This window comes from Streptomyces sp. NBC_00328, assembly GCF_036139655.1.
GTDB lineage: Bacteria > Actinomycetota > Actinomycetes > Streptomycetales > Streptomycetaceae > Streptomyces.
Window position 1 is genome coordinate 1,148,526 of the sequence record NZ_CP108013.1, and the last position, 12,994, is coordinate 1,161,519.

Here is a 12,994-nt window from a genome sequence, read left to right on the forward strand (position 1 = left end):
GCTCCGGCCTGGTCCCCGGTCACTGTCCCCGACCCCCGCCCCCGGTCCCCGGTCACTGTCTCCCGTCCCCAGTCCCCGGACCCCGGTCATGGTCGCCGTTCCGGCAGCGTGAGGGTGCAGGACTCACCCGGCGCCACCGTGACCGTGCGGTCCGCCAAGGTGATGTCGATCGGCGGCTCGTCCGACGCCGGCACGCTGACCATCAGCCTCCCCGCGCTCAGGTGCAGGTGCACACCACGATGCCCGCGGTAGCGGATCGCGAGACCGTACTCGGACAGCTCCGGCAGCGGGACCGGGTCGAACCGCAGCGCTCCGCCGCGGGTCTCGAGACCGGTCAGCCCGCGCTGGACGAGATCGAGGGTGCCCGCCATCGCGCCCAGGTGGATGCCCTCCCCCGTGGTACCGCCCTGGAGGTCGGCGATGTCGCCCCGCAGAGCCTCGTGGATGTACGTCCAGGCCTCGGCGCGCCGGGCCCGGCCCAGCACCCAGCCGTGCACGAGACTGCTCAGCGTCGAACCGTGGCTCGTGCGGCTCAGGTAGTGGTCGACGGTGCGCCGCCAGAGGGTGTCGTCGACCTCGTGTCCGAGCCTGCGGAACAGGGCGCCGAGTTCGGCCGGCGCGAAGAGATAGCCCAGCATCAGCACGTCCGCCTGCTTCGAGGCCTGGTAGCGGTTGACGCTGTCGCCCTCGGCCTCCAGGATCCGGTCGAGCCGCCGGATGTCGCCGTACCGGTCCCGGTAGCCCTCCCAGTCGAGTTCCGCGAGGTCGCCGTACCCCTCGAACTGGCTGATGACACCGGCGTGGAAGGGCACGTGCAGTCCGCTCGACACGTCGTGCCAGAGGTCGAGTTCGGCGGGGTCGAGGCCGGTCCGCTCCACGAGGTCCCGGCGCAGCAGCTCGGGCAGCTCGCCCAGCACGTCGAGGGTGCGGGCGAGCACCCAGGCGGCCGTCACATTGGTGTACGCGTTGTCGTCGAGCCCGGGCCGGATGGCGTCCGGGTAGGCGTCGTGATACTCGTCGGGGCCGACGACACCGCGGATCCGGTAGCGGCCGAGGGTGCCGTCGTACTCGGCGAAGCCGGCCCAGAAGCGGGCGATCTGCACGAGCATCTCGATGCCCTTGGTGTGCAGGAACTCGGTGTCGCCGCTCGCCTCGCAGTACTGCCACACGTTGTACGCGATCGCCGACCCGACGTGGTGCTGGAGGTGCGAGTGGTCGGCCAGCCAGCGCCCGGAACGCGGGTTCAGATGCAGTTGCTGGGTCTCCTCCCGCCCGTCGCTGCCGCTCTGCCACGGGTACATCGCGCCGGTGCGGCCGACGTCCTGGGCCACCCGGCAGGCCCGCTCCAGACGGCGGTGACGATAGGTGAGCAGGGCGCGGGAGACCTCGGGGAAATGGAGGTTCAGGTACGGCAGCACGAACAGTTCGTCCCAGAAGACGTGCCCCCGGTAGGCCTCGCCGTGCAGCCCGCGCGCCGGGACTCCGACGTCGAGCTCCGCGGTGTGCGGGGAGAGCGTCTGGAGCACGTGGAACAGGTGCAGACGCAGGATCGGTCCCACGCTGCCCGCCACGTCCAGGTCGGCGTTGCGCCACAGTGCATGCCACGCGGTGCGGTGGGTGTCCAGCAGTCCCTCGAAGTCCGCGGCCCGCCCGACCCGGTCGACGGCCGCGTCCAGCGGGTCCTTGATCGCCGTGTCGTGGGAGGTGTGCAGGGCCACGGTCTTGTCCACGGTCACCGTCCGGCCGTCGGTCAGCGCGATCCTGAGCGACTGGGCGGCGCGTCCCGGGGTGTGCGCGTCCGTCGTCTCGGCGGGGGCGTCCGTGACGGTACGGGCGGCCAGTCCGATGCCGATCTCCGAGGCGGAGGTGCGGCAGCGCAGCCAGACCGTGTCCGGTTTCCCGGTGCCGGTCCTGACGTCCGCCAGGTGGCGTGAGGCGAGGGAGCGATAGCGCTCGACTCCGCTGTTGGTGACCGTCCCGTCGAGTGCCGACTCGATCTCGACGGGTCCGGACCAGCCCTCGGCCGTCACCTGCGTGCGCAGCAGGGCGAGGTGGGGATCGGCCATGTGGACCAGGCGCAGCTGCCGCACGGCGAGGCGCCGGCCCTCCTCGTCCTCGTAGCGCACGGCGCGTTCCAGGGTGCCCGCGACCAGGTCGAGGCGCAGCCGGTGGTCGAGCAGCCGGTGGGAGTCGGGGGTGAGCCAGGTCCCGGTGGCGGTCCGCACGCGCAGGGGCAGCCAGTTGGGGAGGTTGACCATGTCCTCGTTCTCGACCTGGTGCCCGGCCACCTGCGAGGTCAGACGGTTGTAGCAGCCCGCCGCGTACGTGCCCGGGTAGTGGACGGAGTCGGCGGAGCACTCCGGGGCCGCGCCCCGGGTCGCGAAGTACCCGTTGCCGAGGGTGCACAGCGATTCGCGCAGGCGTTCCTGCGCCGGGTGGTAGCCCTCGTAGTTCCAGGTGAGGTCGTCCATGCCTTCATCCTCCGGCACAGGCGGCCCGCCGGCCTCGCGGCACACGCGGCACACGCGGGGCGACGGCGGGCCTGTCCCATGAGCGTCGGTCATGGACGCGTACGGTCCCGGGTGACGCCCCGCTCCGGCCGCGGGCTGGGCTCCTCAGCCGGTCCAGGTCCAGTCCGCGACCTCGGGAAGGTCGGTGCCGTGTTCGCGGATCCAGATGCCGTGGCGGGAGCGGGCGTCGGCCATCCTCTGGCGCAGGGCGGCGGCACGGACGCCGAGGCCGGGGACGCGGTCGATGACGTCCATGACCAGCCGGTAGCGGTCCATGTCGTTGCGGACGACCATGTCGAAGGGGGTCGTGGTGGTGCCCATCTCCTTGTAGCCGCGCACATGGAGGTTCCCGTGGCCGGTGCGGCGGTAGGCGAGGCGGTGGATGAGCCAGGGGTAGCCGTGGTAGGCGAAGATCACCGGCTTGTCGGTGGTGAACAGTCCGTCGTACTCGAAGTCGCTCATCCCGTGCGGGTGTTCCTCCCTCGTCAGCAGCCGGGTCATGTCGACGACGTTGACGACCCGGACGGCGAGCTCGGGCAGATGGCGGCGCAGCAGGTCGGAGGCGGCCAGAATCTCCTGGGTGGGGACGTCGCCCGCGCAGGCGAGGACGACGTCGGGGTCCCGGGCGCCGTCGGCGGTTCCCGCCCAGTCCCAGATGCCGGCGCCGCGGGCGCAGTGGGCGCGGGCCTCGTCCATGGACAGCCAGTCGAAGCAGGGCTGCTTGCCGGCGACGACGACGTTCACGTAGTCGCGGCTGCGCAGTACGTGATCCACCACGGACAGCAGGGTGTTGGCGTCCGGCGGGAGGTAGACGCGCACGACCTCGGGGCTCTTGTTGAGGACGTGGTCGACGAAGCCGGGGTCCTGGTGCGAGAAGCCGTTGTGGTCCTGGCGCCAGACATGTGAGGTGAGCAGGTAGTTGAGGGAGGCGATCGGGGCGCGCCAGGGCAGTTCGCGGGAGGTCCTCAGCCATTTGATGTGCTGGTTGACCATGGAGTCGACGATGTGCACGAAGGCCTCGTAGCAGGAGAACAGTCCGTGCCGGCCGGTGAGGGTGTAGCCCTCCAGCCAGCCCTGGCAGAGGTGTTCGGAGAGGATCTCCATGACGCGGCCGTGCCGGTCCAGGTGTTCGTCCACGGGCAGGGTCTGCGCCTGCCAGGCCTTGCCGCTGGCGCCGAAGACGGCGTCCAGGCGGTTGGAGGCCGTCTCGTCGGGGCCGACCAGCCGGAAGTCGCGGCGCTGCGAGGTCTTGCTCATGACGTGTTCGAGGAGGCCGCCGAGGACCCGGGTCGGCTCGTGCACGGTGGCTCCGGGCTTGTCCACGGGGACGGCGAAGCGGTCCAGGGGCGGGAGCGGGAGATCGCGCAGGAGGAGGCCGCCGTTGGCGTGCGGGGTGGCGCCCAGGCGCCGGGAGCCCTCGGGCACGCAGGCCAGTACGTCGGTGACCGGCCGCCCCTCGGCGTCGAAGAGTTCCTCGGGGCGGTAGGAGCGCAGCCAGGTCTCCAGCTGCCGCAGGTGTTCTGGGTTTTCACGGACTCCGGCGAGGGGCACCTGATGGGCGCGCCAGGTTCCTTCGACGGGTTCGCCGTCGACCTCGGCGGGGCCGGTCCAGCCTTTGGGGGTGCGCAGCACGACCACGGGCCAGCGGGCGCGCTCGGCGACGCCTTCCTCGCGGGCCGTGCGCTGGAGGAGCTCGATCCGGTCCAGGGCCCGGTCGAAGGCGGCGGCCATGGCGCGGTGCACCTGGGCGGGGTCGTCGCCGGTGACGTGGATCGGCTCGTGGCCGTATCCGCGCAGCAGCTCGTCGAGTTCGGCCTCCGGGATCCGGGAGAGCACGGTCGGATTGGCGATCTTGTAGCCGTTGAGGTGCAGGATGGGCAGGACGGCGCCGTCGTGGACCGGGTCGAGGAACTTGTTGGAGTGCCAGGACGCGGCGAGCGGTCCCGTCTCCGCCTCGCCGTCACCGATGACGCAGGCGACGAGCAGCCCGGGGTTGTCGAAGGCGGCTCCGTAGGCGTGGGCGAGGGAGTAGCCGAGTTCGCCTCCCTCGTGGATGGAGCCGGGCGTCTCGGGGGCGACGTGGCTGGGCACTCCGCCGGGGAAGGAGAACTGCCGGAACAGCCTCTCCATGCCCTCGCGGTTCCGGGGCACGGAGGGGTACGTCTGGCTGTACGTGCCCTCCAGCCAGGAGTTCGCCAGCACGGCCGGGCCGCCGTGCCCGGGGCCCCATACGCACAGCGCGTCCAGGCCGCGTGCCTTCACGACCCGGTTGAGGTGGGTGTGGACCAGGTTGAGGCCGGGCGAGGTGCCCCAGTGGCCGAGCAGGCGGGGCTTGATGTGCGCGGGAGTCAGGCGCTCGGTGAGCAGCGGGTTGGACATCAGATAGATCTGGCCCACGGCAAGGTAGTTGGCGGCCCTCCAGTGGGCGTCCAGAGTGCGCAGTTCGTCGTCGGTCAGTACGGTGCTGTCCTGGTGTTCGGCCTTGGGCATGGAGACTCCGTCGGTCGTCGGGGTACGTCGGCAAGGCGGGGCGTCGCGGCGCTTCACCGGAGGCGTCATCGGGCGGAGGAGGCGGCATGGCCGAGGAGAAGACGGCGAGGGTGCCGCGTGAGGCGTACGAGCGTGAGCTGCTGCGTCTGCAGACGGAGCTGGTGAAGCTCCAGGAGTGGGTGCGGACCGAGGGCGCCCGTGTGGTGGTGGTCTTCGAGGGCCGGGACGCGGCGGGCAAGGGCGGCACGATCAAGCGGGTGGCGGAGCATCTGAACCCGCGTGTCGCGCGGATCGCGGCGCTGCCGACGCCCACCGAGCGGGAGCGCACGCAGTGGTACTTCCAGCGGTATGTGGAGCATCTGCCGGCCGCCGGGGAGATCGTGCTGTTCGACCGGAGCTGGTACAACCGCGCCGGGGTCGAGCACGTCATGGGCTTCTGCACGAAGGAGGAGCACCAGCTCTTCCTCCGGCAGTGCCCGATCTTCGAGCGGATGCTGGTGGAGGCCGGTGTGCTGCTGCGCAAGTACTGGTTCTCGGTGAGTGACGCGGAGCAGCAGAAGCGGTTCCGGCGCCGGCTGCAGGACCCCACGCGGCGCTGGAAGCTGTCGCCCATGGATCTGGAGTCGATCACCCGCTGGGAGGCCTACTCCCGGGCGAAGGACGAGATGCTGGTGCACACGGACATCATCGAGGCCCCGTGGTTCGTGGTGGAGAGCGACGACAAGCGCCGCGCCAGGCTGAACATGATCGCCCATCTGCTGTCCACCGTCCCTTATCGCGAGGTGCCGCCGCCGGTTCTGGAGCTGCCCGACCGGCCGCCGTCGACGGGTTACGTCCGCCCGCCGCGCGATCTGCAGACGTTCGTCCCCGACCACGCGGCGAGCCTCTGAGGCGTTCGCGCCCGATCCGCTGGGGTCAGCTCCCTTCGCCGAAGTCGAAGACGATCCGGGCCTGGATCCGGCCGTGCAGCACCTCGTCGATGGACTCGTTGACGGAGGCGAGGGGCCGGGACTCGCGGATGACCCTGGTCCGGCCCGCGGCGTGCAGTTCGAAGACCTCGGCCAGGTCCTGCCGGGTGCCCACGATGGAGCCGATCACGGAGGTGCCGTTGAGCACGGTCTCGAAGATCGGGACCGGGATCGTGCCGTGCGCCGGCATCGCGACCATGACGAGTTTTCCGCCGCGCCGCAGTCCCTTGTACACCGCGGAGAAGGCGTCCTCGTTCACCGCGAGCGCCAGCGCGGCATGCGCGCCGCCGTGGCGCCTGAGGACCTCGCCGGGGTCCTCCTTGCGGGCGTCGATCACGATATCGGCGCCGAGTTCCGAGGCCAGTTCGAGTTTCTCGTCGGTGACGTCGATCGCCGCCACGGTGGCACCGGCGATCTTCGCGTACTGCAGGGCCAGGTGGCCGAGTCCGCCCACGCCGGAGATGGCGACCAGCTGGCTGGGCCTGACGTCGGCGACTTTCAGGGCCTTGTACGTGGTCACACCCGCGCAGGTGAGCGGGGCCGCGTCGAGCGGGGAGATCCCCTCGGGCACCGGCTGGGCGAAGTCGGCCCAGGCGAGCATCTTCTCGGCGTAGCCGCCGTCGCACCCGTAACCGGTGTTGATCTGCTGCTCGCACAGCGTCTCCCAGCCGGAGAGACAGTGCTCGCAGCGTCCGCAGGCCTTGCCGAGCCAGGGCACGGCGACCCGCTGTCCCACGGCGAGATGGGTGACACCGTCACCCAGCGCCTCGACGAGGCCGACGCCCTCGTGTCCGGGGACGAACGGCGGGCTCGGCTTGACCGGCCAGTCGCCGTTGGCGGCGTGGATGTCGGTGTGGCAGAGCCCCGAGGCCTCCACCCGGATGCGGACCTGGCCGGGGCCGGGTTCGGGGTCCGGCCGTTCCTCGATGACCAGCGGCTCACCGAACGCTCGTACGACTGCTGCTTTCATGGGATGTCTCTCCTTGCACGATCGGGTTGCGACCGGTACCCGGCCGAGAGCGGACCCTGGTGATCAGGGGTGCGGGACGACGGCGACGGGGGCGGTGGAGTGGTGCAGCACGGCGTGCGTGACGGGCCCGATGTGGGCGCCGAGCGCGGCGTCGCGGACCCGGCGGCCCACGACGACGAGCGAGGCCTCCCGGGAGGCGTCGACGAGGTGGTTGGCCGGCTTCCCGGACAGGGAGTCCTCGATGATCTCCACGGCCGGGTACTTCTCGCGCCAGGGCCGCAGCGCTTCCGTCATGGCGGCGGCGTCCTCGGCGGCCAGCCGGACATTCATCTTCAGGTCCGGGGGCAGCCCGTACGCGATGTAGGGCGGCTCGTTCCAGGAGTGCACGACCCGCAGCGCCGTGGCGCGCAGCAGGGCCGCCTCGAAGGCGAAGCCGATCAGGGCGTCGTCCGGGGCGCCGGTGTCCAGCCCGAGCACGACGGGGCGGAAGGGCGCGAGGGCGGACGGGATGCCCGTCGGATCCGTCAGGTGCTCGTCCGCGGCCTGTTCACCGGCGCGTACGAACACGACGGGGCGCCCGGCGTGTGCCGCGACGGCCAGGCCGACCGATCCGACCATGAATCCGCCGGCGCCGCTGAGCCCCCGGGTGCCGAGGACGAGGAGTTCGGCGTCGTCCGCGGCCTTGAGCAGCACCTCGGCGGGCCGGCCGGTGAGCTGCTCCGCGGTGACCTCGACTCCCGGGTGGCGCTCCCGTAGCCCTTCGGCCGCTTCGCGCGGAATCCGCTCGCTCCAGTGCTGGTGGGTCTCGGCCCCGAGCAGTGGTGCCTGGGCCATGGGGTCCGGGGCCGGTTCCCATACGTTCACCAGCCTGACCGGCAGGGCGCGCAGCCGCGCCTCGCGGGTGGCCCATTCGGCGGCGGTGAGGCTCTCGGGTGATCCGTCGAGGCCTACGGTGACAGTGCGGGGCATGGTGTCCACCTCCTGAGTCGGGCCCGGTCCGGGTCCGATTCCAGGGTCGTGTCGAAACGGTCGGGTGGGGCAGGGGCCGCTGGTCCCCGGTGGGGGCCGTTCGGCCCAAGCCGGCCACCGGGCCGCCCGGGAGACGGGAACCCTCCCGGGCTCCCGTCTCCCGCCCGGGGCCGGCACGGCCGGCGACCGGTGCGCCTGACCGACGGCTCGGCCGGGAGCCCACCGGCACCGGGGCGTGTCGCCCGCGGAGACGGCGGGGACGGCGCGGGAACGAGGGCGAGGACGAGGACGATCAGGAAAGCCGTGTGGACGAGGTGGTGGCCGGCGAACGGATCGACCGCCGTGCTCTCCGTGAGCCGTCGGCCAGGTACTGGGCGGGCACCCACTCGGCGACCCGCATCAGTCCCACCATCACCGTGCCCGCAACCGCGCGGATCCGCAGCACGAATCCGCCGATCAGGGCGAGGCCCATGCCGAGCGGCCCGGCCGTGAAGGCCAGGGAACCCCGGTGTCACCGGCCCGGGGGCGGCGCGGGTCCACCTCATCGATCCGGCAGGGACACCGTCGGCCCTCGGCCGTGCCGGGGCCCGTCTGGCGCAGGCAGCGCTCCAGGCGCCGCAGGAAACCGTCGAAGGACTCGTCCGCGGGCCAGGTCTCGTACGCGCCCTGGAGCCGCCCTGCGGACGGCGGCCCTTCATCAGTCGGCGGCCTTCAAGCGGCCCAGCGCGTCTCCGACCGATTGACCCATCCATAGCGTTCGGCGAGATCGGCGTCGAAGTCCGACGACGTCAGCACGACTTCGAGTGCGCGGCCCCTCCCCATCAGCCGGGTGAGGTGCTGGATCGCGCCCGCGCCGGGCGGTGCGCCGATTCCCACTTCGGGCTGGCCCAGGACGGCGTTCTCCCTGGAGGCGAAGCGCATGTCGCAGGCGAGGAGGAACTCGCTGCCCGCTCCCCGGGCACGGCCGCGCAGCTTGGCGATGGTGACGGCCGGCAGCCGGCTCAGCTTGCGGAACAGCATGCCCAGGGAGGCGTCGCCGGGGCCTCCGGCCTTCGCGGCCTCGGCGGTGTACTCCGGGACTTTCGTCATGTCGACGTGCGGCAGGAAGAAGTCGGGGTCCGCGCTGTCGAAGATCACCACCTTGGGGGCGGCCGGATGTGACACCTCCTCGAGCAACGCGACCAGGTCCCGCACGACCTCGGCGCCGATGAGGTTCATCGGCGGCGCGCTGAACGTGGCGGACAGGACTGTGCCCTCCAGCCTGGTCTTGATCGTCTCGTACGAGGTGGTCATCCCGGTCCTCTCCTGGGCGACGAAGCGGCGGGCCAGGGGCAATGTGCGGGGCGTCCGTGCCGTACGACCTCGCCCGCGTGGACGGGGCGCACGGCAGCGCGGAGGCGATGAAGCTGTCGAGCTCGTTGAATCCGGAAAACGAAGACGCGCCGACCGAGCGCGCGGTTCGACTAATCCGTGCCGGTTCCGGCCCCGTGCAGCATCCGGGCCACCAGCAGGGCGCCTCCGGTCGCCGCCCCTACCGCTCCCGCGGCCAGGAAACCGCGGGAGGAACGCCAGGACAGTACCGACCACCGCGACTGCGCGGAGAACACCGATCCTGTACTCAGCCACGAACCGGTCGAGATCAGTGACAGGGCGGAACCGATCGAGCCGACCGACAGGGCGCTGCCGATCGAGCCGACCGACAAGGCCGAACCGACGGACCCCACGGACAGCACCGATCCCACGGAGCCGATCGACAGCACGGAGTCCTGTGACCACAACGACAGCACCGAACCAGAGGACGTACCAGGGACCGACCGTACGGACAGCTTTGTCATGAGGCCATCTTGCCCCGCGCCGCTCCGCCTCGGGCGGTTGTCGACGGATGACGCGGGTCCCGGGTAAAGGACCTTCTGGCATCTGGCTTCAGAACGTGGACCGCTCGCCCGCCGCGCCGAGCGTGTCCGCCAGTCGTTCCAGCAGCGAGCGCAGCACGTCGTCGTCCCCCTCGTTCAGCACCGGCCAGCGTGCGCGGACCTCGCGGTCCAGGCGCCGCCAGTACGTCCGGCCGCGCGGGGTGAGGTGGGCGAGGATGCGGCGCCGGTCGTGCGGGTCGACGCGGCGGTAGAGGAGGTTCTGGTCCACGAGGTGGTCGACGAGTCTGGTGAGCGTGGCCGGCGGGAGGAAGACCGCCTCGGCGATCGCGGTCATGGGATGGCCCGTACCGTCGGAGAGCAGCGCGAGGACCCGCCAGGCGTCGAGGGAGCAGCCGTCCTCGTCCAGCACGGACTGGAGCCGCCGTGCTGCCAGGCGCTCCGCCCGCGTCAGCAGCTGCATCAGATCCTGGGGCTGACGCGGCGATGGGGTCGGCATCCTGCTCCTCGCTCCCGGGGGGTGTACATGGTACGAGACGGATTGGAGTTCACCGCGTCGGCCCGGAATCATGACGCCATGTTCCGGCCCGATTCACCCGTGCCCGACTGGTTCACGGCAGACGACTCCGTGTTCGGCGTGGCCCTCGTCCTTCCCCTGCAGGGATCGGCGGGCATCTTCGGGCCCACCTGCGAACTGTGCGCGCAACTGGCGGCGGAGGAGGTCAACCGCGCGGGCGGGGTGCTCGGCAAGGAGCTGCGGCTGCTGCCCGTCGACGGGGGTGGCACACCACGCGAAGTCGCGGACCATGTCGAGGCGTTGGTGGACCTGGGGGCCGTGCAGGGGGTCACGGGCTGGCACATCTCCTCGGTGCGCCAGGCCCTCGCCCCGAGAATCGCGCATCGGGTTCCCTACGTCTACACCGCCCTGTACGAAGGCGGCGAGAACACCGCCGGGGTGTTCCTCACGAGCGAGACACCCCGTGACCAACTACGCCCGGCCATGGGCCTGCTGGCGCACGAGCGCGGGCTGCGCCGCTGGTTCGTGGTGGGCAACGACTATGTGTGGCCGCGCCGTACGGCCCGAGCCGCTCACGTGTACGCGCGCGAGTCCGGCGGCAGCATCCAGGGAGAGGTGTATCTGCCGCTGGGCACCCATGACTTCGGTGCGGTGCTGCGCCGGATCGAGCGCACGGAGGCGGACGGCGTCATCATGCTGCTGGTCGGCAGTGACGCGGTGCGCTTCAACCGGGCGTTCGCCGCTGCCGGCCTCGACACCCGGTGCCTCCGGCTGAGCACCCTGATGGACGAGAACATGCTCATGGCCAGCGGCCCTTCGGCCACGGTGGATCTCTACAGCACGGCCGGGTTCTTCGCTTCCCTCGCCGGCCAGGACACCCTGGACTTCCACGGACTGTACGCAGGGCGATTCGGGATCGAGGCGCCGGCGCTCGGCAGCTTCGGCGAATCCTGTTACGAGGGCGTGCTGTTGCTCGCCGCGCTCATCGGCCGGGCCGGGACCCTCGATGTGTCGGCTATCGGGGCGGCGGCCGAGACCGTGTCCTACGAGGGGCCCCGGGGGCTGCTCCATCTGCGCGGCGGCCATGTGCGCCAACGCATCTACCTGGCACGGGCCGAGGGGCTGGACTTCGACGTGGTCGCCGAGCTCGACCTTCACGAACCCGGCCCTTGACACCGGCTCGTCGGCGCCAAGATACTTCCCGCGGGAAGTAATCAGAATGCCTCGGGCGTGTCATGAATTCGGATGCCGAATTCCGCCCCGGGCATTTTTTGTTGCCCTCCCGAGCGCCCCCGAACGCATCATGAGAGCGGGAAGATACGGCCGGGAAAGTACCGCGAAACACCTTGGAAACAGGGCGACTTGAGGCTGTGGACCGCACTTCAGGAGGTTGTCTCCTCCACAGCCCGAGGGGGTTCTATTGTCCAGCGGTTCCCGAATTCTCCGACGCCGGATCGCAGCCGGTGCCGCCGTGCTCGCGACCGTCGTCGCACTCTCCGCGTGCGGCGCCAAGACCGACGCGGGCGGTACGTCCGACAAGGCCGCGAAGGCGGACGTGAGCGGCGACACCGTCAAGGTGGGCCTGCTCAACTCGCTGTCGGGCACGATGGCGATCAGCGAGGTGACCGTACGCGACTCCCTGAAACTGGCCATCGGCGAGATCAACGCCTCGGGCGGAGTGCTCGGCAAGAAGATCGAGCCGATCAGCGAGGACGGAGCCTCCGACTGGCCGACGTTCGCCGAGAAGGCGAGCAAGCTGATCAGGGAGGACCGGGTCGCGGCCACCTTCGGCTGCTGGACCTCCGCCAGCCGCAAGGCCGTCAAGCCTGTCTTCGAGAAGAACAAGTCGCTGCTCTTCTACCCCGTGCAGTACGAGGGACTTGAGCAGTCCCCCTACATCTTCTACACCGGCGCCACCACCAACCAGCAGATCGTCCCCGGGCTCGACTATCTCAAGTCCCAGGGCAGGAAGCGGATCTACCTGGTCGGCAGCGACTACGTCTTCCCGCGCACCGCCAACAAGGAGATCAAGGCGTACGCGAAGGCCAACGGCATGACGGTGCTCGGCGAGGACTACGCGCCGCTCGGCTCCACCGAGTTCAGCACGATCGCCAACAAGGTGAAGGCCTCGAAGGCGGACGCGGTCTTCAACACCCTCAACGGCGACTCGAACGTGGCCTTCTTCAAGGAGTACAAGTCCGCCGGACTCACCGCCAAGAGCATGCCGGTGGTCTCGGTGTCGATCGCCGAGGAGGAGGTCAAGTCGATCGGCGCGCAGTACCTGGCGGGCCAGTTGACTGCCTGGAACTACTACCAGACCACCCCGGGGGCCGCGAACACCAAGTTCGTGAAGGCCTACAAGGCCAAGTACGGCCAGGACAAGCCGACCAGTGACCCGATGGAGGCCGCGTACACCTCGGTCTACCTGTGGAAGGCGATGGTCGAGAAGGCGAAGTCCTTCGACCCCGAGAAGGTCAAGGCCGCGTCCGACGGCATCACCTTCGACGCGCCGGAGGGCAAGGTCACCGTGGACGGCGCGACCCAGCACATCTACAAGACCGCCCGCATCGGCAGGATCGGCTCCGACGGGCTGATCCAGCAGGTCTGGGACTCCGGCAAGCCGATCAAGCCGGACCCCTACCTGAAGGGTTACGACTGGGCCTCCGGCCTCTCCTGACCACCCGTCGCGCGGGGCCTGT

11 protein-coding genes are annotated in these 12,994 nt (G+C 70.6%); 3 read left to right on the top strand and 8 right to left on the bottom strand.

The window, feature by feature from the left end; all coding sequences use genetic code 11:
- Positions 1-86 precede the first annotated feature (86 nt).
- Positions 87-2,471, bottom strand: coding sequence for a glycoside hydrolase family 65 protein (locus OG485_RS04915; protein ID WP_328664774.1), 2,385 nt, complete (start codon positions 2,469-2,471; stop codon positions 87-89).
- Positions 2,472-2,615: 144 nt separating this feature from the next.
- A complete protein-coding gene (locus tag OG485_RS04920; RefSeq protein ID WP_328664775.1) occupies positions 2,616-5,000 on the bottom strand; it encodes a phosphoketolase family protein in 2,385 nt (794 codons plus the stop codon).
- Positions 5,001-5,086: 86 nt separating this feature from the next.
- Here OG485_RS04920 and ppk2 point away from each other — a divergent pair, with 86 nt between their 5' ends.
- Entirely contained in the window at positions 5,087-5,890 is an 804-nt protein-coding gene (gene ppk2 / locus OG485_RS04925) for a polyphosphate kinase 2 (protein WP_328664776.1), read from the top strand.
- Between the two features lie 25 nt (positions 5,891-5,915).
- On the opposite strand, the gene OG485_RS04930 is transcribed toward ppk2, so the two are convergent.
- The 6 genes from OG485_RS04930 to OG485_RS04955 form a co-directional block, all read right to left on the bottom strand.
- On the bottom strand, positions 5,916-6,938 hold the full coding sequence (locus OG485_RS04930) for a zinc-dependent alcohol dehydrogenase (protein WP_328664777.1): 1,023 nt from the start codon (positions 6,936-6,938) through the stop codon (positions 5,916-5,918).
- A 63-nt stretch (positions 6,939-7,001) separates the two neighbouring features.
- The gene (locus OG485_RS04935) at positions 7,002-7,907 is read right to left on the bottom strand and encodes a universal stress protein (protein ID WP_328664778.1); all 906 of its coding nucleotides are present in this window, start codon (positions 7,905-7,907) and stop codon (positions 7,002-7,004) included.
- A gap of 292 nt (positions 7,908-8,199) precedes the next feature.
- Positions 8,200-8,379 (bottom strand): hypothetical protein, encoded by a 180-nt coding sequence (locus OG485_RS04940; RefSeq protein WP_328664779.1) that lies wholly within the window; start codon positions 8,377-8,379, stop codon positions 8,200-8,202.
- Between the two features lie 239 nt (positions 8,380-8,618).
- Entirely contained in the window at positions 8,619-9,200 is a 582-nt protein-coding gene (locus OG485_RS04945) for an enoyl-CoA hydratase/isomerase family protein (RefSeq protein WP_328664780.1), read from the bottom strand.
- A 170-nt stretch (positions 9,201-9,370) separates the two neighbouring features.
- On the bottom strand, positions 9,371-9,742 hold the full coding sequence (locus OG485_RS04950) for a hypothetical protein (protein ID WP_328664781.1): 372 nt from the start codon (positions 9,740-9,742) through the stop codon (positions 9,371-9,373).
- Positions 9,743-9,830: 88 nt separating this feature from the next.
- On the bottom strand, positions 9,831-10,277 hold the full coding sequence (locus tag OG485_RS04955; protein WP_328664782.1) for a MarR family winged helix-turn-helix transcriptional regulator: 447 nt from the start codon (positions 10,275-10,277) through the stop codon (positions 9,831-9,833).
- 78 nt (positions 10,278-10,355) lie between these two features.
- On the opposite strand from OG485_RS04955, the gene OG485_RS04960 reads away from it, so the two are divergent.
- Both OG485_RS04960 and urtA read left to right on the top strand, forming a co-directional pair.
- Entirely contained in the window at positions 10,356-11,468 is a 1,113-nt protein-coding gene (locus tag OG485_RS04960; protein WP_328664783.1) for a substrate-binding domain-containing protein, read from the top strand.
- 298 nt (positions 11,469-11,766) lie between these two features.
- Positions 11,767-12,972, top strand: coding sequence for an urea ABC transporter substrate-binding protein (gene urtA, locus OG485_RS04965; RefSeq protein ID WP_328664784.1), 1,206 nt, complete (start codon positions 11,767-11,769; stop codon positions 12,970-12,972).
- Positions 12,973-12,994 lie beyond the last annotated feature (22 nt).